The 22,720-nt window shown below is 34.5% G+C and carries 23 protein-coding genes; 6 read left to right on the top strand and 17 right to left on the bottom strand.

The window, feature by feature from the left end:
- Positions 1–64 precede the first annotated feature (64 nt).
- Together EHQ31_RS07370 and EHQ31_RS07375 are read left to right on the top strand one after the other, a co-directional pair.
- Positions 65–691, top strand: a complete 627-nt coding sequence (locus EHQ31_RS07370) for a trimeric intracellular cation channel family protein (RefSeq protein WP_135574790.1) — start codon at positions 65–67, stop codon at positions 689–691.
- A gap of 197 nt (positions 692–888) precedes the next feature.
- Positions 889–2,409 carry an HDOD domain-containing protein gene (locus EHQ31_RS07375; protein WP_135574789.1) on the top strand — a complete coding sequence of 507 codons (1,521 nt, stop codon included), beginning with the start codon at positions 889–891 and terminating at the stop codon, positions 2,407–2,409.
- A gap of 10 nt (positions 2,410–2,419) precedes the next feature.
- On the opposite strand, the gene msrA is transcribed toward EHQ31_RS07375, so the two are convergent.
- From msrA to EHQ31_RS07395, 4 genes are all read right to left on the bottom strand, one after another.
- Positions 2,420–3,124: a peptide-methionine (S)-S-oxide reductase MsrA gene (gene msrA / locus EHQ31_RS07380; RefSeq protein ID WP_135574788.1), complete on the bottom strand. Its 705-nt coding sequence runs from the start codon at positions 3,122–3,124 to the stop codon at positions 2,420–2,422.
- Positions 3,125–3,175: 51 nt separating this feature from the next.
- Entirely contained in the window at positions 3,176–3,502 is a 327-nt protein-coding gene (locus EHQ31_RS18925) for a hypothetical protein (protein WP_244247304.1), read from the bottom strand.
- 253 nt (positions 3,503–3,755) lie between these two features.
- Positions 3,756–4,121 carry a TSUP family transporter gene (locus EHQ31_RS07390; RefSeq protein WP_135574786.1) on the bottom strand — a complete coding sequence of 122 codons (366 nt, stop codon included), beginning with the start codon at positions 4,119–4,121 and terminating at the stop codon, positions 3,756–3,758.
- Positions 4,118–4,831, bottom strand: a complete 714-nt coding sequence (locus tag EHQ31_RS07395) for an MBL fold metallo-hydrolase (protein ID WP_135574785.1) — start codon at positions 4,829–4,831, stop codon at positions 4,118–4,120. Before EHQ31_RS07395 ends, EHQ31_RS07390 begins: the two co-directional genes overlap by 4 nt.
- A gap of 120 nt (positions 4,832–4,951) precedes the next feature.
- On the opposite strand from EHQ31_RS07395, the gene EHQ31_RS07400 reads away from it, so the two are divergent.
- The gene (locus EHQ31_RS07400; RefSeq protein ID WP_135574784.1) at positions 4,952–5,305 is read left to right on the top strand and encodes a rhodanese-like domain-containing protein; all 354 of its coding nucleotides are present in this window, start codon (positions 4,952–4,954) and stop codon (positions 5,303–5,305) included.
- Positions 5,306–5,315: 10 nt separating this feature from the next.
- Here the strand turns inward: EHQ31_RS07400 and EHQ31_RS07405 are convergent, their stop codons facing one another.
- The 4 genes from EHQ31_RS07405 to EHQ31_RS07420 form a co-directional block, all read right to left on the bottom strand.
- Entirely contained in the window at positions 5,316–6,509 is a 1,194-nt protein-coding gene (locus EHQ31_RS07405) for a diguanylate cyclase (RefSeq protein WP_135574783.1), read from the bottom strand.
- Positions 6,510–6,624: 115 nt separating this feature from the next.
- Positions 6,625–8,205 carry a methyl-accepting chemotaxis protein gene (locus tag EHQ31_RS07410; RefSeq protein WP_135574782.1) on the bottom strand — a complete coding sequence of 527 codons (1,581 nt, stop codon included), beginning with the start codon at positions 8,203–8,205 and terminating at the stop codon, positions 6,625–6,627.
- Positions 8,206–8,409: 204 nt separating this feature from the next.
- Complete coding sequence (locus EHQ31_RS07415; protein ID WP_135574781.1) at positions 8,410–9,252, bottom strand: SGNH/GDSL hydrolase family protein; 843 nt, start codon at positions 9,250–9,252, stop codon at positions 8,410–8,412.
- 126 nt (positions 9,253–9,378) lie between these two features.
- Positions 9,379–9,963, bottom strand: a complete 585-nt coding sequence (locus EHQ31_RS07420; protein WP_244247305.1) for a TetR/AcrR family transcriptional regulator — start codon at positions 9,961–9,963, stop codon at positions 9,379–9,381.
- A 118-nt stretch (positions 9,964–10,081) separates the two neighbouring features.
- On the opposite strand from EHQ31_RS07420, the gene EHQ31_RS07425 reads away from it, so the two are divergent.
- Positions 10,082–10,552, top strand: a complete 471-nt coding sequence (locus EHQ31_RS07425) for a nuclear transport factor 2 family protein (protein ID WP_135574779.1) — start codon at positions 10,082–10,084, stop codon at positions 10,550–10,552.
- A gap of 58 nt (positions 10,553–10,610) precedes the next feature.
- Here the strand turns inward: EHQ31_RS07425 and EHQ31_RS07430 are convergent, their stop codons facing one another.
- From EHQ31_RS07430 to EHQ31_RS07470, 9 genes are all read right to left on the bottom strand, one after another.
- Entirely contained in the window at positions 10,611–11,432 is an 822-nt protein-coding gene (locus EHQ31_RS07430; RefSeq protein WP_135574778.1) for an AraC family transcriptional regulator, read from the bottom strand.
- Between the two features lie 100 nt (positions 11,433–11,532).
- Positions 11,533–11,925, bottom strand: a complete 393-nt coding sequence (locus tag EHQ31_RS07435; RefSeq protein ID WP_135574777.1) for a VOC family protein — start codon at positions 11,923–11,925, stop codon at positions 11,533–11,535.
- Positions 11,926–12,058: 133 nt separating this feature from the next.
- Positions 12,059–12,898 carry a hypothetical protein gene (locus EHQ31_RS07440; protein WP_135574776.1) on the bottom strand — a complete coding sequence of 280 codons (840 nt, stop codon included), beginning with the start codon at positions 12,896–12,898 and terminating at the stop codon, positions 12,059–12,061.
- 272 nt (positions 12,899–13,170) lie between these two features.
- The gene (locus tag EHQ31_RS07445; protein WP_135574775.1) at positions 13,171–14,685 is read right to left on the bottom strand and encodes an LA_3751/LA_3752 family putative glycosyltransferase; all 1,515 of its coding nucleotides are present in this window, start codon (positions 14,683–14,685) and stop codon (positions 13,171–13,173) included.
- A 156-nt stretch (positions 14,686–14,841) separates the two neighbouring features.
- Positions 14,842–16,620, bottom strand: coding sequence for a glycoside hydrolase family 15 protein (locus tag EHQ31_RS07450; RefSeq protein ID WP_135574774.1), 1,779 nt, complete (start codon positions 16,618–16,620; stop codon positions 14,842–14,844).
- Positions 16,607–18,793 carry a bifunctional alpha,alpha-trehalose-phosphate synthase (UDP-forming)/trehalose-phosphatase gene (locus tag EHQ31_RS07455; RefSeq protein WP_135574773.1) on the bottom strand — a complete coding sequence of 729 codons (2,187 nt, stop codon included), beginning with the start codon at positions 18,791–18,793 and terminating at the stop codon, positions 16,607–16,609. The genes EHQ31_RS07450 and EHQ31_RS07455 overlap by 14 nt, the downstream gene beginning before the upstream one ends.
- Before the next feature lie 212 nt (positions 18,794–19,005).
- Positions 19,006–20,070 carry a hypothetical protein gene (locus EHQ31_RS07460; protein WP_135574772.1) on the bottom strand — a complete coding sequence of 355 codons (1,065 nt, stop codon included), beginning with the start codon at positions 20,068–20,070 and terminating at the stop codon, positions 19,006–19,008.
- On the bottom strand, positions 20,052–20,393 hold the full coding sequence (locus tag EHQ31_RS07465) for a hypothetical protein (RefSeq protein ID WP_135574771.1): 342 nt from the start codon (positions 20,391–20,393) through the stop codon (positions 20,052–20,054). Before EHQ31_RS07465 ends, EHQ31_RS07460 begins: the two co-directional genes overlap by 19 nt.
- 138 nt (positions 20,394–20,531) lie before the next feature.
- The gene (locus tag EHQ31_RS07470; RefSeq protein ID WP_135574770.1) at positions 20,532–21,014 is read right to left on the bottom strand and encodes a DUF6790 family protein; all 483 of its coding nucleotides are present in this window, start codon (positions 21,012–21,014) and stop codon (positions 20,532–20,534) included.
- Between the two features lie 280 nt (positions 21,015–21,294).
- On the opposite strand from EHQ31_RS07470, the gene EHQ31_RS07475 reads away from it, so the two are divergent.
- Both EHQ31_RS07475 and EHQ31_RS07480 read left to right on the top strand, forming a co-directional pair.
- Positions 21,295–21,894 carry a TPM domain-containing protein gene (locus tag EHQ31_RS07475; protein ID WP_135574769.1) on the top strand — a complete coding sequence of 200 codons (600 nt, stop codon included), beginning with the start codon at positions 21,295–21,297 and terminating at the stop codon, positions 21,892–21,894.
- Positions 21,895–22,485: 591 nt separating this feature from the next.
- Entirely contained in the window at positions 22,486–22,719 is a 234-nt protein-coding gene (locus tag EHQ31_RS07480; protein ID WP_135574768.1) for a hypothetical protein, read from the top strand.
- Position 22,720 lies beyond the last annotated feature (1 nt).

Below are 22,720 nucleotides of genomic sequence, written 5' to 3' on the forward strand. Positions count from 1 at the left end.
AACTGAAAGGCCAAAAGATTGTCATTTTATTTACGTCTAAAAAAATAAAAGTAGGGGAAAATCCGTGGATTTTAGTTTTTCTTATTACATCGGTCTTGCCGGCATCATGGTATTTACGATATCCGGTGCTCTTTCTGCTTTGGAACATAAAGACCACCATCACGATTTATTTAGTGTTTTCTTTACAGGTTTTATCACAGCCATTGGTGGAGGGACTTTAAGAGACATTACACTTGGAAATTATCCTGTCTCTTGGGTAAGAGATGAAAATATTCTTTGGGCCATATTTATAGGGTTTTTACTTGTGATACTTTTACCAGGGATACTCACAAAATTAAAGGATGAATTATTTCTTTTTGATACATTAGGAATCGGAATTTATACAGTGCTTGGTACAAGGATTGCGTTAGATCATGGAGTAAACTTTTTTGCTTCTGCCCTCCTTGGTATGATCTCTGCGATTTTTGGTGGAGTCATTCGTGACACACTCATGAATGAAGTTCCCTTTATATTTAGAAAGGAAATTTATGCTACTGCTTGTTTGGCGGGATCTGTTTTGTATATTTTGCTAAATATATGGAACGTAAATGCTAATTGGAATCTAGTCATTTCCGCAAGTATAGTTGTCGGAATTCGTGTTGTGGCGGTTCGATATAATTTGGGTCTGCCTAAGATTAAACTTTTTGAATAATTAGTACACAAACGTAGTAAAATAAAGGATTAAAATCATTTTTGGTTAGGTACTTGTCGCAGGATTTCTATGTTTCGCAATTTTATTGTTAAACGCTTGCACTAGTAAAATCTTTACATGTGATGGAATAGAAGTGTCTTCACAAAAAATATAGATTGGGGTTTCCCCGTAGACACTGGTTCGTTACTTGAGGTTATATGGCAAGTCCCAAGGCTGTCACATTAGAATACAAACAAGAGTTAGGTCTACATACTAATATTGATGATATTAATCATCCTATATCCGAAAATTCACCTTTCCATTTTAAATTTTTTCAGATAACTGATGAGGTAGAAAATACCTTATATCAAGTTTTAGATCGATTTTTATTACAACTTGATCTAATCATTGTTAGAGATTCAGTTCTTGCGGCAGTAAAAGAAACTGTAACAAATGCAGTCAAAGCAAATGCAAAACGAGTTTTTTTTAAAAATAGAGCTAGTAATATAGAAGATGAAGCTGAATACCAAGCAGGTATTGCTGAATTCAAAAAAACATATCTAGAAAACCGTGAATTAATCGAAGATTCACTTCAAAGAAACAACTTCGGGGTATTTGTTTCTTTTATTCATAATAAAAGTTTGATGCGAATTCGAATTATGAATAATGTCCAACTCACTGCGGCTGAATCAGCTAGAATCAAAGAAAGAATCGATAAAGCAAAAACATACAATGATTTGGCAGATGCATTTGTTGATATGTCAAGTGAACAAGAAGGTGCAGGTCTTGGTCTTATCATGACTTTAATGATGTTACGTAACGATGGTTTAGGAGATTCTGCATTTAAATTTGAATCCGGTGAAAACAAAACTGTCTTTATGATTGATATTCCGTCTAAGGTCTCCAAAGAAAACCAACAGTTAGAAAAAATTGACCATATTGTATCACAAATTGACAATTTACCTACATTTCCAAAAGCAATCAAAGACATCCAAGATGCGATTGATAAACCAAACTCAAGTATTGGAACCATAGCTGAAATGATCAAAAGAGATATTGCTTTATCAGCGAATATTCTCAAACTTTCCAATTCTGCTGCCTTCAGACGCGGAGGAAGAGTTGAAAGTTTGGATCGGGCGATCCAACTCATTGGTCTAAAAGAATTACAAACATTGTTATACAGTCTTGGAACAAAACAAATGTTAGAAGATAAATTTCCTGCTTTTACCGCTATTTGGGAAAAATCAAATGAGTCTGCATTTTATTGTAAAGCCATTGGACAAAAGATGGGTATGAACAAAACAGACTTGAGTAATTTAATTGCCGCATCTTTATTACATGATATTGGAGAAATTCTGCTTTTATCTTTTGACCAAAATCATATGACAAAAATTAAAACTTATTCAAATTCTAGGGAAATTGCATCCACTATTAGCTTGGAAGAGTCTGCCATAGGAATCACTCATTCAAAGTTAGGTGCTATGGTTGGAGAAAAATGGAATTTCCCCATTTTATACACTAAAGCTATGGAATTTCATCATAGACCTCTTCTTGTCGATGATGTATATGCGGATATAGTATACCCTATTTATCTAAGTGATATGATGATTTCAATTAATGCAAAAGAAGCAAAATCATCGGAAATTTCTGCGGAAATCCTAAAAGTATGTAAATTCCAAACAAAATCGGAATTTGATTCGTTTCGTACAAAAATCAGAGAACAGTTTTTAACTTACTAGAATATTAAATTTAATTCGTTTTCCTTTTAGATTGAACATATGAATCATATCGTGTTTTGAATTCTTGGTATCTCGGAATAGACACTGCCTTCACGTATGACTGGTCTGGATGATTTTGTATAAAATTTTGATGATAATCTTCTGCTTTGTAAAATTCTTTTAACTCTTTAATTTCTGTCACTATCGGATTTTTCCAAATCTGTCTTTCAACTATTTCATTTTGAATTTTTTTTGCCATCTTTAGCTCTTCGTCAGAAGAATAAAAAAGTATCGATCGATAGGAAGATCCTTCATCGGGACCTTGTTTGTTAATAGTTGTTGGATCATGGGAGAGAAAAAAAATCCTACATAATTCCATATAATCAATCTTAGTTGGATCATAATAAACGAGAACCGTTTCCGCATGACCTGTTGTTTCAGTATTTACCAATTCATAATTAGGGTTTTGGGTATGTCCTCCCGCGTAACCTGAAATAACATCGATCACACCTGGTACTGATTCAAAGATATGTTCAGAACACCAAAAACATCCTTCTGCAAATGCTGCTATTTTTTGTCCTGGTTCTGGTTGTAGGGAGATTTTTTGGACTTTAGTTTCTTTGTCTGAAAAAAGGCTACATTGTCCTAAAAAGAAGGTTGTGATCAATACAATCGCCACCAAACGCACAATAGGAGAAAAAAATCTTTGTTTTTTTGATTCAGATACCATGTCCATTAGATTGTTTTGGGAATGGTAACTGTCATAAAAATGTTAACGATTCAAGATTTAAGGAGGTGTTACGTCTTTTTCATTGGGAAAATTTTCGGTAGGGGAGCCGTAATCTCTATCGGTTTCTCCCTTTCGGTAGATAAAAAAACTTCGGGAACTTGAAAAATTTGCCATTGGTTTGTGAAAGTTTTGTTTAATGAAATATCCCAAAATGACTGCTGAAAGGGAAGTAGTATATACCCAAGTTTCTGTTTGGTTACTATAACCAAAAATATAGGAACCTGAGAGAATTAAGGTTTGGCTTACTAACCAAACAGTAGTTCTGTTAAGAAGAAACTTGTACCAACCAATTTCCGAAACTTGGTTCCTAATACCTTGTAACAAAATTCCGACTACAGGAATTCGAAGTAAAATACCTAATAAGCCAAAAACGACAATAAAAATTAAAACTATCCAAATAGAAGAAAAGACCAGGTTCCACCAAAAAAGAAATTGGAGTGGTGCAATGATACTAGCTGGCCAAGAAAATTCGGTAGAAAAAAAATGTATTAATATCCAAAAGAATGTGAGATAAAAACCGAACACGTGGAAATGGAAAATTTAATCAGAAGTTCCTGCAAGGAAAAATTTAATTATTTTATTTTGGAAAAAAAACCATTTTTAAGCCAACTATCACTGTAAAGATCCCAAAAAAACGAGACAAAATGGTAGTGTCAATCTTTGATGCGGCACCAGCGCCAAATATACTCCCTAAGATAAACCCGGCACTTATAAAGGCAGCTGCAAAAACATTAGTTTCTCCTCTCGTATAATAGATATAAGCTGCAACGATTCCAATTGGTGGAACCATAGCAGCCAAAGTAGTACCTTGCGCTAATTTTTGGTTAAAATCAAAAAAATATACGAGGGCGGGGACAAGTAGAATCCCCCCTCCAATGCCAACTAATCCACCAAGAATTCCTGCACCTACACCTAACAATAAAAAAAGGATACCAATACTCATAACACCTTCCCGCAGGCGCGGTTTGCAGGCACTGCTTCATGAATTTTTTTTGGTTCAGGTAAGTTTAAATTGTCCATAATCTCTTTAAATTCAAAAAGAGATTTCCCGGCAATCCGAGGATTCCATTTTTTCTCCTCACCGATCGTACTAGTTAAAAATCCTTTGTAGTCATGTCCTGGTAATATAATTGTATCATCGGGCAATGTAAAAAGTTTTTCAGTAATGGATTGATACAAGACTTCGGCACTTCCACCTTGAAAATCGGTACGGCCACATCCTCGAACAAATAATGCATCTCCAGTGAATAGATATTTATCGTTTAAAAATAGTGAAATGGAGCAAGGTGTATGGCCTGGAGTATGTATCGTTTGAAATTTTAAATTTCCAACAGTAAATACGTCACCATCTTTTAGAAACTTAGAAGCACAATTTGCACCCGAAAATTCTGAGGCATAGGATTCACATTGTGTTTTTTCTCTAAGTTCACCTGCAGATGTTATATGGTCTGCATGCATATGTGTATCAACCGTTATGGAAAGAGTATATCCAAGTTCTCGTATGTAATTTAAATCTCTATCTAATCGCTCTAATACAGGATCTATTAAAATGGATTTTTTGGATTCTAAGTCCAACAAAAGATAGGTCCAGGTGCCAGATTCTAAGTCATAGAGTGGACGAATTTCAATTTTGTCCTTTGGATCTTTAATCATAAAACAACAACTCCTGTTTTTTTGGGGATTTGGAATGAATCAAAATACCATACCCCCTATGGTATATACTTGGGTTGACGAAAAATCTGGCAACAAAAAAATAGAGAAAAAGGAGAAAGTATGAAATCTTTCCTGGTTTTCGGAATCGTAGTTGGGTTCCTCTTTATTTTCGTAAAAAAAATCCAATCAAAAGGAGACAGAGATATGGTAATGCAATGGATAAAGGAAGGAGCAATTGTCATTGATGTTCGAACTAAATCGGAATATGCAGAGGGTCATTTTGCCGGTGCTAAAAATATACCAGTGGATGTACTGCCAGCCAATTTGGATTTATTAAAGGATAAACATGCTAAGATCGTAGTTTATTGTCGGTCAGGTGCTCGAAGTGAGAGAGCAAAACAAATTTTACAAACGAGTGGTTATTCTTCAGTGATCAATGCAGGTGGACTTGGTGATATGCCCCAAGGCAACTAACAAAAAATGATTACATTACACTGGTAGAAAGTTTTGATTTATACCGGTGTAATGAATAAAGATCAGATAGTTTCGATTGGTCTTCGTTCGAAAGTTCTAAAAATTCTGCACCCATATGGTATTTGTGCTGACCAATTTCTTCTTTTCTGACTACTTTAATTTTTGCACTGATCTCTTGGTGAGATTCTGATTCGCGAAGTTTTACATCTATAGATTCGTTTAATGTAATGTCATCTTCTGTATCGAAGGCAATGCCAGTAATGGAAATGTTTTTCGAAATGGTTTTGAGAGTTTTATCTGGTAGAATAAAAAGCAGTTCTAAATTGGCATCAAAACGTAGGCTGCCACGTTTTTCATTACTATAAGCAACAATTTGGTTTTTACCTGAAAATTTTGCAGTGTATAATGCACGGTCAGCAAGGTCATACATTTCTTCGCAGGTTTTTACTTTTTCTGGATAAGAAACAACACCGCCACTGAGTGTAACTGATTTTTCACTGAGCATGATGGTTCGACACGCTTCTAAAAGTTTTTCTGAAGCTATCATTGCTTGTTCTTCGTTAGTCTGTGGAAAAATGATAGCAAATTCTTCCCCACCAATCCTACAGGCTGTGTCTTCCATGCGTAAACAAGATGTAATTTGTTTAGCGACTTGGATGAGAATTTCATCGCCAGTTGTATGGCCATAAGTATCATTGATTTTTTTGAAGTCGTCAATGTCTATAATCAGAAGAGAGAGATTTTGGTTATATCGTGTTGATTGTCTGAATTCACGAACAAGTGCTTTTTCGAAATGCCTGCGATTGTATAATTTTGTAAGTTCATCAACTAATATTAGTTTTTCGGTTTCAGAAAAAAGTTTGATCTCAATGATTTTTGGGTTTTTTATTTTCGGATTGATATTGGTGAAGTAATCCACTAAAGCTACACTAAATCCTACATCTCGTTTCATACAATGGGAAAGTTTGGTTTTGTTTTCCAGGACTTGTGTCCAAACAAATTCTGATTCTGTTTCTGGAATTTCAATGGAAGTCAGGACTTTTAAGATCGCAGAATAAATTTGACCATCCGAAAGGGTATAGATTGGATTATTTTTTATCTTTTGAAATAGAACTTCTGTCTGATTTGGATTTTCCTCTAAAATCCTCATAATGGTATCTTCGATTCTTTCGCCAGGACGCATAGATTGAATGGATTTCAACATGACGAGCTCGAATTGATCAATTTATTTCCCACGATTTCCCAAAATTCTAGAAAACCTGTCTCTTGTAAAGACAGGTTTTTATTTCAAAGTTTGGTTTCAGTCAAAGGGAAATCCCTTAGTTCGTCGTTAGATGTTTGGCTTGCGTGTGGATGGCGTTAATTTCTTCGTAAAGGAGTTGGACAGAATCTGCAAGTTTTTGAGTTGTTTCATCGATAGTCGTGATGGCACGAGTGATTTCCTTACTACCTGACATTTGTTCCTGCGCGATCACACCAATTTGTTCTGATAAAACATGTAATTCAGAAAAGGTGACTCTGAGTTTAGCATTTAAATTTTCTTGGTCTGTGACATGACCTTCTAAACCCAAAATTTCTCCTTCTATGCGGATTAATTCTTGGTTTTGGCTTTCTACTTGAGATTTTACTTCTTTCGAATACCGGGTGCCTTCATTGATTTTAAGACCTGCATCCTTTACAATTTTTGCTATGGTGCCTGCATTGGATTGGGATCGTTCTGCAAGTTTTGCTACCTCTTGAGCGACTACCGCAAATCCACGGCCATGTTCACCTGCTCTAGCTGCTTCGATCGATGCATTTAACGCAAGTAAGTTGGTTTGATCTGCAATTTCAGACATCATTTGATTGATTTCTTCTACTTTGGAAAAGGCCTGGTTGAGTTCCGAATAAATACTATTCAATTCTTCAGAAGATGTTTTTACTTTTTTACTAAAATCCGCAGATAAACTTACATCTTTTGCAATTTGAGTGGTTTTTGTTTTTACATTAACACTGATATTTTGGAGAGACAAAAAATTATGGTCCACAATTTTCACTCTTGCGACTTGGTCTTCCACCAAATTTGCAGAACTGATAGCAGAAGACGAAAGTTCTTCTACGGAAGCGGAAATTTCTTCCACAGAGGCTGCTTGGTTTTGTGATTGGTTATGAAGTTCATCTGACATGGATTGTAAAGTTTCTACGGAAGTTGCCAATGTGTTTGCTGATTTTTCCAATTGGACCGATTTGTTAGTGATAAAATTTTGTTTTTCTAGAGTTTCCCTTAATTTTGTTTTTAAGTCGTTTTGCATCTCTCTCATTAACGCAACTACATAACGTAAACTAAAAATGACTCCGAAGTAAAATATGACCTTTTGTACTTCTGTGGTAACTATGATATGATTTGCTCTTAACATATCTGGATAGGGCTTCGGTACAGTTACTGAACCAAGTTTTAGTGATAAAAAAATACCACCTAAATACAGACAGGTGGCAATTAGTCCCACTGATAAAACCAATTTTGTTTCAAATAGAAAACTAGAATAAATTGCAATAAATACAAAGATAATATAGAAAATTCCAGTGCTTAATGTATTACTAGCGTCTCCCTTCGTAGAGTTGTTATAGATATCTAGATAGAAAAAACTTACGATAATCAATAAATCGATAAAAATTATAGTATTTGCCCAAGTTTTGGTAATTTCCTTTCCCTTTCTTAAATAGAGTCCAGGAATGATTCCATTTAACAAAAAAACAAGTGAACCAATGAAGTTAGGAATAAAACTTTTTGTGGCATAATTGGCGGCGACTCCTAAAAGGAATACAGCACTCAGTCCGTACTTTGTGTACACAATGAGTGATATTCCTTTTCGAAATAGGTTTCTTTCAAATTGATAAATTTCGTTTGTTTCTGCGGACATTTCCTAGTCTCCTCATAAGGTAACCATTTTTCCGATCCGATGTTCTAATCGACTACCTGTCAGTTATACTGTTACGTAATGTATACCTTCTCTGACGATTAAAAATCTATATTTCTATTGGATCTGTAGATACCTATAATGATTGCTTCGTTTTAAAGCGAATTGTCCGTTTCCATTACAAAGAGATTGAGTATCAATTTGAATCTATCTAGGTTCTTTAGAAATAATTTCTTCCAAAGCCATACCTTCTAATATTTTTCCTCCACGTTCGTTTAAGTGAATCGCATCGGTTAGATAATAATATCCATTGGAGTCACCTATGTCATTCCAAGAAGCAGTGGTTGAGTAGTATTTTAAAATTGCCCAATACATTCCCCAAGTACTTTGGATGTATGGTTTTCGATCTTTGAGTTTTGTTTCCTCAAAACCTTTGGAAAGAGTTTCATGTAATGGTTTGTAAATTGCTTTTTCTTGGTTCACAATGTTTTTGGTGAGTTCTGCAAACCTTTTGGATTTTTGAAATGGGATGGAGTTTGGGTCTTCACCTAATACTGGCAGAGAAAAAACGATTATTTTTGCTTTTGTATCTGTTTTTATTGTCTTAATGATAGTTCTTAAGTGATTACTAAAACTTTCTTCCGTAACAGGTTCCTTTAAATTCCAAAGACTTTCATAACGTTTGTATTCATCTGCAGATAGTGATGCCATTAAATCATTCGTGCCTATAAGGAGGAATACAATATCGGGATTAAGTTCTTTTAGATCATTTAATTGTTCTATTATTTGCAAAGTCAGGCGGCCGTTAATGCCTTCATTGATAACTAAAGTATTGTTTAGGGATGGGTGTTTGGCGATAGAGTCTACATAATCATAACTAACCCGACCATGAGTGATGCTGTCTCCCAAAAAAACAATTTTCGGGGTTTTGGCAGAGGTTTTAGTGATTGTCGCCTTTAGGTTGTTCGATGGCACTCGAGTGGCTTGGAAAATGACGCAGGACTCAAATACAAAAAAAATTAAGACCCATAGTTTTGATAAGTGTTTCATGTCCAATGAACATACCAAGGATCAAAAATGGAAAAAGCAAAATTTAAATTCTAAAATAAAAAAACTCGTAATTCCAGAGAATACTTGCTTCAAATTTTTTCACTGACCAACTGAAAACTTTGTTTTTTATTTCTTCAAAGTTTTTAAAAACCTTTCTAACCAAGGCCTAAGATCTAAAAATTGCGGTTTTTCATGTTTGAGTAACAATCGAAAGTATAAAGTTCCATATAAAATATCCATACATGTATTCACTTCCGTATCAGTAAGTGGTTTTATTTGTTTTGTTTCCATTGCGTGAAAAAAAAATTGTTTAGCAGCATCTCTTCTCGGAAGTAAATAGTTTGCCAAAATGGAATCTGCTAGTTCCGAATCTTGTTGCCCTGCGCCAATTAAAGAAGATATTACCCTTCCAAATTTTCCTGTGAACACACCGGAGAGAGCCTCCATTTGGTCGAGTAGGGCTTTTTCGAAAGGAACATCTTTTGGAAATTCCAAATAAGGTGAGATCAAATGAGTCACCGTGCTCATCGCTAAATGTGCTTTGTTTGGCCAACGTCTGTAAATTGTGGTTTTGGCGACTCCCGTTTCTAATACGATATCATCAATAGAAAAACCGTGGTAACCTCTTTTAGCTAACATTTCATAAGTAGTTTTTAAGACCAAAGGTTCTAAATCTTCTGACCTGGGACGACCTGCCGATTTTTGTGCCATTTTCTTTTTTATAGCCATTCATCAAAATAATTCAAAAAAACCTTGACTGTCAACTTTATTTCGATACGGATGGTATCGAATATCGATACTATTGGTATCGATATTAAAGGAGAATTACATGAAACCGATTTTAGTGTTAGTTACTTTGTTGTTTGGAAGCGTGGGATTTTTTGCAAAATCCGCCTCTCCTTCTGGTGAAAAAGTTTTGGAAACTTTTTTTAATGAATTTGGGAAAGGAAATGCTGCAGGTGTATTAAACTTATTCCACCCTCAAACTACGATTACAGCCGTTCGCAATGAAAATCGATCTGAAAACCAGTTATATGGAACCTATACAGGGATAACGGGAGCAGAGGAATTTTTGAAAAACATGGGAAGTCAATTAGACACCAAAAAATTCCAAGTAGACCAAATCGTAGGTAAAAAGGAATGGGTGTTCGCGAGTGGAAGTTTTTTGCATATTTTGAAACAAACAGGCAAACCCTTTGAAAGTGAATGGGCCCTGAAAGCACAAATCAAAGATGGTAAAATACTTTCTTACCATTTTTATGAGGATAGTGCATCTTTTGTGGCAGCATCTAAAAAATAGAAAACTCTTCTTTTGGTAAACTATTGGTTTTAACCAACTTTGGGAACTTCCGAATCCATTAGCGAATGGGAATGTAGATATCTGTAATGCGTTTATTTTCTCGAATTTCTAGTGGGTTCAAATAACATTCCCAAGGTGGTTGGTTTTTTAATACTAAAGGTGTAGTTTTCACATACTCATTCAATATCCAATGGTAAATTTGGGGTAAGTTTTGATAACAACCTTGGTAGCGAATTTGTAAATACTTTCCTTGAGGTATCGTTTGGATTCCGAATCCTTCAGGAAGTGGTTTACGTAAAGAACCGACTGTGATTCCAATATCAAATCGAATTTTTCCTTGGGGTGAAATGTCTGGATCATCTTGGCTAATTCCAATCCATTTATGATTCGAATTTAATAAATCCCAATGTTTCATTAAAGATTGAATGGATATTACTTCTTTACTTTTTGGAAGTGGCCCTGGTAGTTCTTCATAACTTCCTATATGACGCACATAAACAATGTTAAATGCTTCAATAGTTTTGATTTGAAATCCAAATTTGCTGATTCCCTCGGGAATCTTTTGGTAGTTTTTATTGGAAGAATTTTTTTTCTTTTGGAATTGATTGCGAAACTCGGAAGGTGTGGAACCAATCACACGTTTGAAGGCCTTTGAAAAAGATTCGTGAGAGGAAAAACCGGCCTCGATGGCAATTTCTAAAATGGGAAAATTAGTTATTTTCAATTCATAAGCAGCTTTTTCCAACCGTAATCTGCGTATGTATTGTTTTACATTTTCACCTTGTATGGATTTAAACAAACGATGGAAATGCCAATCGCTATAACCTGTAAAAAAAGCAATTTGGTTTAGACCAATTGTATCCTCGAGTTGGCTTTCCATTTTGTTCCAAACAGGATAGAGGTTGGGTTTCTTCGGCAAGTGGGGAACCTTTCTAAATAAAAGAAAGGTAAGAAAGGTTCCTAAATTTGTCTTCTCTATTTTAAGGTGAACTTCGTTCCTGCACAATATCAATTCCAATTCCATTGGGATCCACTAAAGTAAAATGAATATCTCCCCATTCCTCTGTAGTCAGTGGAAGATCGATTGGTGCCTTGTTTTGTTTCATGGTTTCAAATTCCCTTTTTACATCTGTCGATTCGAAAATAAACCAAACTCCTTTTCCTTGATAAGAATTTTGGAAATATGATTTTCTCACCTGCTTTTGGTTAGGTTTCATAATTGCTAACTCTACTTCTGGTTTGTTAGGTAAAGATAACAATACAATCCAATCGGATTCGAATTTTATTTGTAACCCTAACCATTTTTCATAAAAAGTTTTTGTTTCATTAATTTTTTCAGTAATTATACCCGTTTGAATTTGTTGGAATGCCATGTTTTCTCCTTTAGTATTAACTAAAGTATAAAGGCGATAGGGTGGGTTTATCTGTCCGTTTTTGCTATTTTTTTAGGGCGCATCGCACCAGTGCGACCGGGCTCTACGCTCCAATCTTTGCTTAGCAAAGGATTTACGCTGCGATCCCTTGCGCTTCTTTGTGGAGTCGAAAAAAATACATTTCTACAAAGGCTTTGATCACAAGTGTGATGATGGGGCCAAAAAGTGGAAATTTGATCATTAAAATAAGAACACCAAAGTAAAAAAATAAAAATCCAATGTAAAATGCAGGAGTATATTCCCAAATATCGGATGGATTGTTTTCTTTACCAACCATAGTTCTAAAGGCATTTGTCATTCGTTGGAATTGATTGTGTTTAGGAATTTCCGGAGTACCTAAAGCAATCCAAGCCCAAGAGTCTTTATAATTTTTATATGGTTTAGTTTTGAAAAATTCAAAAACTTTTGGCAGATATCGATAGAGAGTAAATAAAAAGATTCCCAAAATATAATATTGTTCTTTTGGTTCGAGAGAATTGTAGATGTTTAAAAAAATAAAGTTAACTTCTAATCCACCTGTCGTTGCTACACTGAGAAATAATTCAATCATCATATAGAAGAAAAAATTAAAACCAACTAGTAACATTATAATGCAGATCAATGCACTGATTAGGATCGCAGCAAAGAATGGTACAAAGATAAAATAAAATATTTTTCCAATGATTGGTTCTGGGATGTTCAAATCTTGCAAACCCATTTCTTTACTTTGTTGGATTGCCGCGTACAATGCCGTAGTGATCAACCTAAGCATTCCATACCCAAAAACAAAATACAGTTCAGGATAAAGAGCGATCATAATGTTTCTAGGTTCGGAGGCAAAAATAAATAAACCAAGTAGGGGAGATAAGTCTGCCAAAAAATCTGACCATTCCCTTTTTGTCCAAGGGAGTAAACTGAGTAGAAAGTTCTGCATGGTGCACCGAAAATATAGAATCAAACAAATGATTTCAATTCAATTTTTTGCAATTTTATTTGTTTTAGTTTTGTATATTTTCATTTATTTACAGGTTGCCGCAATGATCAATCTTTATGGGAATCTAAAGTTGAGTTTGGAATTATCCAAAAGAAGATTTTACTTTCGGAAAGTTTTCTAAAAAAAATCGATCACAACCTACGAAGTTTAAGAAAAAGAATCCTATTTTTAATGAAAAAACTCAAACTTGTGAGGAATGAGTTTATATAGTATCACTTCTGGTTGGTTCTAATACAGGTTCTTCCTAAAATTCGTGCAGTATGTTCTTCTTTGGAACAATTGTATCCTAATTGTTCTGAACTAACGATTAAGGAGGCAAATCGATTTCTTTCCTCTTTATTGGTGTTGGTTTCTTTTCCAATGGTTAAAATCGTAAATTCTTTGGGAGATGTTTTGTTAAGGTTTGTGGAAAAATAATCTAATAAATCATCTCTCCGAATACAAATTACTTTTTTATCGATGAGTTCTAATCCAAATCCACCTGAAAGTAACTCGTTTGTTGTAACAAATAAACTTGAGTTGAAAGTTTTTAATTCTGTACGTAACTTTTTAAGTTCAATACTTGAAAAATAAAAAATCGCAATGACCAGAAAGGAAAATAAAAACATCCATGTATAAATTGGATACAGAATCCATTTGTTTTTCTTTAACTCATTCATTTGGTCGTTGAGAATAAAGGTAAGCGGAAATATGGTAACTACTAAATACCTTCCTGTTAGCGTGATTCCATCGTTAGGTGATGTTAGTCCGGCAATGAGAAAGTAAAATATAACGATAAGAAGGTGGAACAAAAGAGTTTTGTCTTTTATTATTTGAACTTTACTAAGTTTTAGGATACTATAAATAAAAATAGGGCTTTGTAGAAAAAAACCTAATGACCAACCATTAGGTCTAGGATAGGTAAAAACCATTGATAGGAAAATTTTTATTTGATCAAAAATGGTTCTATCAAAGTTCCCAAAATTTGTAAGATGTCTTGTACCTAATGGATGTGAATAACTATATGTGTTCCAAAGCAGGAATAAAGATAAGATAACTGCAAATAATAGAAACCGAACTGGGTTTAGGTTTTGTAAAATCGATTCTTTTTTTATAAAAACTTGAATGAAACCAATTGAAATTTGTATCGATATAAAAAATAAGACACCTTCTAGTCGAAACCATAAAGAAATTCCTAAAAATAAATTTCCTAATATCCAATCTTGTTTTTTATCAGTTAAAAATGCCTTCATTAAAAAAATATATCCATAACCTGTAAGTAGGATAAATGGACCATTTTCGGAAAAGTCGATTAACAGGGGAAAAACGACTGTTCCTAGGGATACAAGAATGAGGGTCGGAATTTGAATTGAATTTTTTACAAGTAGTCTTAAAAAAATGAACAAGAATATAATATTGAAATAGGGTAGAATGGAAAAAGGTAAAAATCCAAACAAGGAATAGAGGAAGGTAAGTGCGATCGGATATTGCCCAATCAACCTATTATTATTTAAAAAAACGAATCCTTCGTTGAGTGGACTTAAAAGAAAATCCGGGTCCATTTCTTTTGCGGGATAAAGAATGCTTTCGGTTGCCCATCCTTGTTTCCAAAGAGATATGGTTTGGATCATTTTTACCAAAGGATCCGAAAGAAAATAACTATCGACTCGGATCAAAAATTGGATGAGAAGTAATAGTAAAGAAATTGCTATTGTGACGATAAACGTATTTCCAGGTCTTTTTAGCATTTTACTTTTATTTCGAGTGTTTGTTAGGTTGGCAAATAGAAAAAAAGACTCAGGATGAAAAAGGGATTTCTTGTTAGAAAGTTAAGCTTTGTTGAAACAATTGTCCATTTTGCGATATCCATTTATTCCGAAAATAGATAGGAAGTCAAAGATTGATTACCAAAACAAAGTTTCAGATTTTTTCTGTGAAATTTTCCTTGCTGCGTTCACTAATCCTACATGGCTATAGGTCTGGGGGAAATTTCCCCATTGGTTTCCCGATTTTGATTCAATATCTTCACTAAAGAGCCCAACATGATTTGCATGTTCACAAACAAAATCAAAAAGTTGTATAGCTTCCTCTAGTCTGCTCATACATGCTAGAGCTTCTATATACCAAAAAGTACAAACTAAAAATGTTGTTTCTGGTTTGCCAAAGTCATCTTGGTGAAGGTATCTGTACATAAAACCGTTTTCAGTTTTTAAGGTTTTTTCAATGGCTGCGATATGAGATTTTGCCTTTTCTGATTTTGGATCTAAATATCCGAGGGTTATGAGTTGTAATAAACTGGCATCTAAATCTTTTCTCCCTTGGGCTTGCGTGTAACAACCGAGTTCTTTGTCGTAACATTTTTCTATATTTGTCGCAGCCTGTTCCAATAGGATTTCAGATTTTTCAATTAGATCAGGTCTCCCTGATTTTAAAGAGATTTCTTTAGCGGCTTTTGCTCCAATCCAATGAAATAAATACGTATAACAATGTTTTTGCGAAAAATTTCGAAATTCCCAAAGTCCTGCGTCAGGTTCCTCCATTGTTAATTCAATTTGCTCTAAAATATTTTTTACTAATCCTAAATTATGAAATCTATTTTTTTCTGGAATACGCTCGTCTATGTATAAAGGTAAGAGTGACAATAAAATTTGACCATAGGCATCATTTTGTTTATGTGTATAAGCCGAATTTCCAATTCTTACTGGTTTATTTCCCAAATAACCTTCCAATTCTAAAATTTGTTCTTCTAATAGGTTTTCTCCAAAAATACTGTATAGTGGTTGGTATCTTCCTTCCGCTGTAGGTGTTAAATTGCTAATGTATTGAGAATACATTTCTAATTCTTCAAACTGACCTAAGTTAGTGAGAGCTAATAATGTATAAAATCCATCACGTAACCAACAAAAACGGTAATCCCAATTTCGGCCAGCAAAGGGTGCTTCCGGTAAACTGGTAGTGGAGGAGGCAATGATCGCTCCCGTTTCTTGGAATTGATGAAGTTTTAAACAAAGAGCTGAACGAATTTGTTGTTTTTGTGCAAAAATAGGAATGGAACAATGTTTTACCCAATTTTGCCAGTAGTATTTTGTTTTATTGAATTCTGATTCAATAAAATCACCTAACAAAATATCTGTGGGAATTGATTCAAATAATGCTAAGTAGATGTTTTGGTTTAATAAAAAATAGTTTTCTTTTAAAATTTGATTGAGAGATACATTGGATGTGAGATGTACTTGAAAATCATTTGTTTGGTATAAGATTCCCTCCGAATTAACTCTTGGTTTTAAATTTTCTTTCCCATAGCTGTATGTTAAGTTTAATTGGAATTTTACTTTTACATCGCCCGTAAGCGGAATGATTTTTCTGTATAAATTTCTTTTGCTGTGAAGGATGCCATTTTGATAATATCTAGGCGCAAAGTCGAGGACGGCAAACGATCCAGTTTCTGTGACAATTTCGGTTCTTAAAATATTCGTATTTTCCAAATAAACTTGTGAGGTAGAAATGATATTCGAATCAGGAAGTATCGAAAAATATCCGCAATTTTTGTCCAATAAGGAACCAAATATGGGAGAACTATCAAAGTTCGGCCAGCAGAGCCAAACTATTTCCGCTTTTGTGTTAATATGAGCGATATAACTTCCGTTACCGATAATTCCAGAATTGTATTTATGATTTTTCATTCGTATTCCTTGTTAAGTGAGAAATTAAATTGTGAATCCAGATCTGAACTTCTGATGGTTGATTGAATCTGTATTTGGCAATGGTTTCTGATTTTCCAATTTTCACCGAAATTGCTGAGTCGGGTAACTCGCGGAACATATCTTCATCGGTTGTGTCATCACCAAAAACAAAAACGTTTAACTCTGCATTTGGTAAGATTTGTTTTGCGGCTTTTCCTTTGCCAGTTCCGTATTCACGGACCTCAATGATTTTGTTACCTCTTTGGACAAAGAAACCCGTATTGGAAGATATTTGAGATAACTCATCTAACATTTCTCTTGCTGCATTTAAACCTATATCGGGATCTGCATTTCGGAAATGCCATACAAGAGAGAATTCCTTTTCTTCAGTGAAGGATCCAGGAACTCTTTTTGTAAATTCATCTAAATGGCTTTTGATTTGTTCTTTCCAATCTAAATTGGAAGTAAAAAGAGAATTCCACTTTTCTCCATAAGGTGCCCTATGCCATGCTCCATGTTCTGCTACTAGGTGAATTGGCAGGCTTTGGAAATGTGTTTCTAAAAATTTTCTATCTCTTCCGCTGATGATGGCAAGCGAGATGGTCGGTATTTTTAGTAAAGTTTCGAGAGATTCCAATAATTCTTTTTTAGGAACGGCTAAGTGTGGTAGGGATTCGAAAGGAACAAGGGTCCCATCGTAATCAAATATAATAAAAATTGGATGATTGTTGATTGGTAGAAGAAGGTGCGAAGATGGTGAAATTGATTTTGTCTGGAAGGTTAAATTTTTCTTTGCGTGTTCTTCGGTATCAGTAAAAATCTTTTTCGCCCATTCCATTACTGAATTTTCAGATAAACGATTGATCATAATTTGGTTTCGTAGGTGGATTTCTTTTTCTTCCATTTCAATGGCTTCTCGAATTGCATTTGCCATTCCGTTAAGGTCATTGGGATTTACTAAGATTGCTTCTGGAAGTTCAGCGGAAGCCCCGGCCATCTCACTTAGAACCAACATACCACCGTTTTGCGAAACCAAAAATTCTTTGGCGACTAGATTCATTCCATCGCGGAAAGGAGTAACTAACATAACATGTGTGTTTTTGTATAAAGGGACTAATTCTTCGAAAGGGAAACCTTTGTATTGGTATAAAATGGGAGTCCAATCTAATGTGCCAAAGGATCCATTGATGGCTCCTACCTTTTCGTCGATGGCTTTTTTCATCGATTGGTATGAGGAAACGTCCGTTCTCGAAGGTACTAAAACTAGAACAAATTTACATTTTTTTAGCCAGTTAGGATTCTTTTTTAAAAAAAGTTCAAATGCGTTTAATCTTTGTAATACTCCTTTTGTATAATCGAGTCGATCGACTGATAGGATTTGTTTCAGATTTTTATGGTTTTTGTTGATTTCATTTGCGATGGTATCACATTCTTTTGAATTTGAATATTTGATAAAGTTTTCAACGTTGATGCCCATTGGGTAGGCACCAGTTTTTGTTAGGTGATTTTTGTAATAAATGATTCCACGTTCATTTTCTATTCCCAAACATCTTAATAAAGATCTAAGAAAATATTGGGTATAACTTTGGGTATGAAATCCGATGAGATCGGCACCTAAAACTCCAGTAAGAATTTTTGTCCGAAACCGTTCTGGCAACAATCGAAAAATTTCAAATGTTGGGAAGGGGATGTGTAGGAAAAAAGAAAGTGTTATGTTTGGGAATAAATTTCTTAATATTCCTGGAAGTAAAAATAAATGATAATCATGAACCCATACCCAGTCCCCAGGTTCGTAAATAGCTTCTACAGTTTTTGCAAATTCAATGTTTGCTTCTTCGTATGAATCGAAGGTAGTGTCTGAATATTCGCAATGAGCTGTAAAATAATGAAATAGGGGCCAAAGAGTTTTGTTACAAAATCCATTGTAAAAAGAGTCAGCTAATTTTTGTTTTAAGAAAACAGGAATGGTCCCATGTTCTTCCCTCATTTTTTTAGCGTATGACTTTTGTTCTTTTTCGGGAATGGACTTTCCTGGCCAGCCCACCCAAACCACTTCATTCCCTAATGATTTCCAGTGTGAAAGAAAGCTGGAAAGTCCGGTTGCAAGACCACCCACATTGGGAGTACCATCCCACTGGACTGGCAACCTGTTTGATACAAGGATCAGTCTCATGCTACTATGAAAACATATAGAAAGATCATTGCAAGGGATTTATATGAAAAAGTTACAACAGTTGGTATGTTATTATATATTAATGTTGTATTGTTGAATCGAGTTGTATAAACTATTTAGACTGTTTTGTAGTTCAAATGTTCATTTTTTTAATCTCCAATCATCCATATATAAAAAATTACCCAAATGATTTGCATAGTGTTCTTTTACGTTCATTCGTTTAGTTCCTTTAAAATCTCAAGGGCCCATAATTTTTTTGTATAAAAAATCATTCTGTCGAAATTATCTTTTTCTTTGTGGATTGTGTCTTTTGACTCTTTTATTTTCATAAGATTGGATAAATCTTCTTTGAACTTTTTGTGACAAAGTTGTTTATTTTCATCACCTGTTTTTTCTAAACAATCGTTTTTATTTTTACAAATTGAATCCAAACCAAATTGATCAATGGGACAATTACTGTAAATGGATAGGTCTGGATTTTTTCGACAGTAACATCCGAAATAAATTTGATTGGAGGTGTTTTGTATTTTAGATGAAAGAGAAGGGGAAAAATTGGAAGTGTTAGGATTCTCTTTTAGACTCTTTTGGTTTCTATTTCGAATTTCGACCAAGTAATTGGAATCTGTCACACATTCATAAGGAAATTCTAAACAGTAATCGATCAGTTTTTCGTTAGTCAAATTAACAATTTCTGATTTGGGTTTTGGATCCCAAATTTTAGGAAGTTGAAAAGTTTCTCTGCGATTTTTTGCTTTGGTCAAACTTTCTATTTCTCTTTGTTTATCTTTTTTTTGTGAAAGAGTGTCTGAATCCATCAAAAGGTATTCTCTAACTACCATCATTGGAAGGTCTGGTATCTTTTTTGTTTTCTCTATTTGGATTTTGGTATTTAACTTTTGTTTTGATGTTTCATCAAGATAGAGAAGATATCCTGTGATGTGGTATTGGTTACAATCATACTTGCTAAAAAATGGTATAAATAAAAACATCCAGATGTAGTCAGGTGAATGGTAAATTCTTAAATCTTCAATTGCATCAAATGGTTCTCTCGATAAGTTGGAAATTCTAAATTCTCCATCTTCCCAAATTTGGATCAGTGAGTAATGATTAAGCTGGTCGTTTGGGAAAAGGAGTCCAGGGGAACAAGTAGTTCCAATGAATGGTAGGCGTTTGTTTGTATGGTAATCTTTTTTCTCAAAAGTGATTTGCCTATAGGATCTGTGGTTTGTACAGCCGACAGAAAAACAAATAAACAGGATTAATAATATTCGATGCATATAAATCCAGAAGATTCGTAAACTGATACAATTGTATTCTCATCAATTAAATCAAAAATTTTAACTAAATCTGTATCTGTTGTTTCGCAGATTCTTTTTTTCTTTAGTTTGGGATCTAAATTTTTTGTTTGTTCTGGAACAACTGTACCTAGTTTGACAATGTTCCCTCTGAAATTGGCAATCGTTTCAAAGTTTCCTGTTTTTTCATCATAGTAGACTCGGTTTCGGTGACCTGCAGAACTTATATTCCCGAATCCATGAAAACTAGGGCCGAATATGCAGTTATGAAAGCATAACAGAAATAAGATGGTATTCCATTTCATTTTATATCTGAATCTATGTTTACTTTCTGACTGAATCAATCCTTTTTTATTGTATTGATTCAGTTCCATTAAAAAATAACAATTGTTTTGTTCTGCTATTACAGAGTTTGATTTTTGTTTTGTATATCAGCACTTAATCTAAGTTTTTTCTCTAAGGTAAGGAATGAAATTATACAAGTAAAAACCTAATACAATGATAAATGCCCATATATCAGAGATCAAAGCAGTGGCTTCCTTAAAATTTACATGATCCAGTCCACGAATGATATGGAGGATTCCGGCGGCTCCTAAATAAAGTCCTCCCATTGTTGCTGCGATTCGCAAGGAAGGAAAAACTAACGACAGAACGGCGAGCCCTCCCATCAGTAAATTTGCAAATCCAAGCTCTCTGATAATGATATGAGCCGATTCAGGTAATTGTAAAATTCCGGCTGTAAACGTTGGATTTGATACTTGGCTGATTCCTGCACTGAAAAGTCTGATTCCAATGGCCCAGAAAATTAGCCATTTCCAGGTGATATCGAAAGTTTTTGATACTCCAGAACGAAAATAAATTTCTCCTAGAACACAACAAAGTGGTGCGAGGAACATAACCACTGCTATATAAATTACGTATCCCATAAATCTCCTACTGTGGTGACAGATTTTGCAAACTAAGTTAGATTTTATATTGCCTTGGTTAGGTGTAAAATAGAAAATGATGTTAGCAATTAATGATCTTTGATGAAGAGAGCTATGAATCTGTTTTTACCATTTTTTTACTTCAATCATATTGAAATGTAGGGCTTTTGAAATGTATGATCAAATTAAATTCTGCTCAATGTAGTTTTATTCAGTTCGCCTTCACATTCTTTACTTATGGAAACGCCATTTGGTGGGAAAGTAAGAGCGCGACAATTCAATGCATTATGAAGTAGCAGATATGGGTCAAAAAATCAAATTTATTATTTATGTTTTTTGTGTTATCGTTTTTGTTTTTTGCGAAAAAAAGACAGTAGAAGGCGACACTATATTTTTTTCAGATAAGACATCTACTTTAGATCCAAGTTATATCAAAGATAAAAATGAATATTTGAAAAATTTAAAACAAAACTTAAATATTGACATAAGAGTTTTGGTGGTTCATTCCACAGTTCCTCATACCATCGAAGATTTTTCAGTGGCGGCCTTTGACCAATATAAGATTGGTGGGGATTTGAATAATGGGATTTTAGTTTTACTGGCAACGGAGGATCGGAAACTTCGAATCACCACTGGAACAGGAATTGAGTTGGTTGTTCCCGACGATATAGCTGCGCACATTATCAAAGAAATGGTAGTTTATTTGCGTCAGGCTGAACTTGAAAATGCAATCAATATTGCCATCGAAAGACTGTTTGATAAAGCAAATTCTGTTTCTTGGACTATCGAAAGAAATAATATCGAAAGAATTTCATCTAATGATTTAAACAAAGTATTCGAATTCCAAGGTGAATATATTTCAAAAAAAAAAAAACCTTAGAACCTTTTTCTATCAACTTTAGGACAGATTTTTTTGCAAAAGTGAAAGTGAAAAACAGAAACGTTTTGGTTTTTGAAAATCAGTATCTAAAGAATATGAGAAAATTAGAAAAGAGTAAAAGGGCCACAATGTTGGTAAGGTTAGTCAGTTTGGATCCTGAAACATATCAATTGTTAAATATTAAATAGAAAGGTTTGATTTTCTTTACGATCATCTTTGTAAATCGAGCAATACAGACCCAGCTTTTAGGAAATTCAAATTTGAGTAAATCCAAAGGATTCGAATGAATTCATCTCCTTGCGCCAGGGACCAGTAGGGCTTGGTCTGTAGGGCCGAAAGGCCCGGAAGACGGGAGCGTAAGCGGACCCCGGATGAGGCCCGGTCCATTTTTGGATGGATTCCTTTCCTTTCGTTAAGACCGGAGGCGCCCCCATAAAAAAGGAATTTTCCTAAGTATGTTGGTCATTCCCGAAAAACCATCCTTGGAATTCCGATGGGGAAATCCTTTTCCAAACCCTTCGATTCCTTTCCCCTTGACAATCTGCCTAAATTCCAAATTCTGACAGGGAAGCTTGATAAAGGTGCTTTTGGATGAACAAAACCCAAATCGGGAACTTACTTCTCGTGCTTTTTTTGGGACTGATGGCGGGAGCTGTGGCAGGAGTGGTCCTTGACCGACTTCTTGGTACGAACTACCTCTCTCGGTATTTGTTTGAATCACCAGTATCACTTGAGCTTTACATAATTAAAGTCGAGTTCCAGCTAACCCCTGCAAGTATCGTTGGTCTTGTAGCGTCTGGATATCTCGCACTAAAAAAGGGGTAAC

Source organism: Leptospira montravelensis (assembly GCF_004770045.1).
Lineage (GTDB): Bacteria > Spirochaetota > Leptospiria > Leptospirales > Leptospiraceae > Leptospira_A > Leptospira_A montravelensis.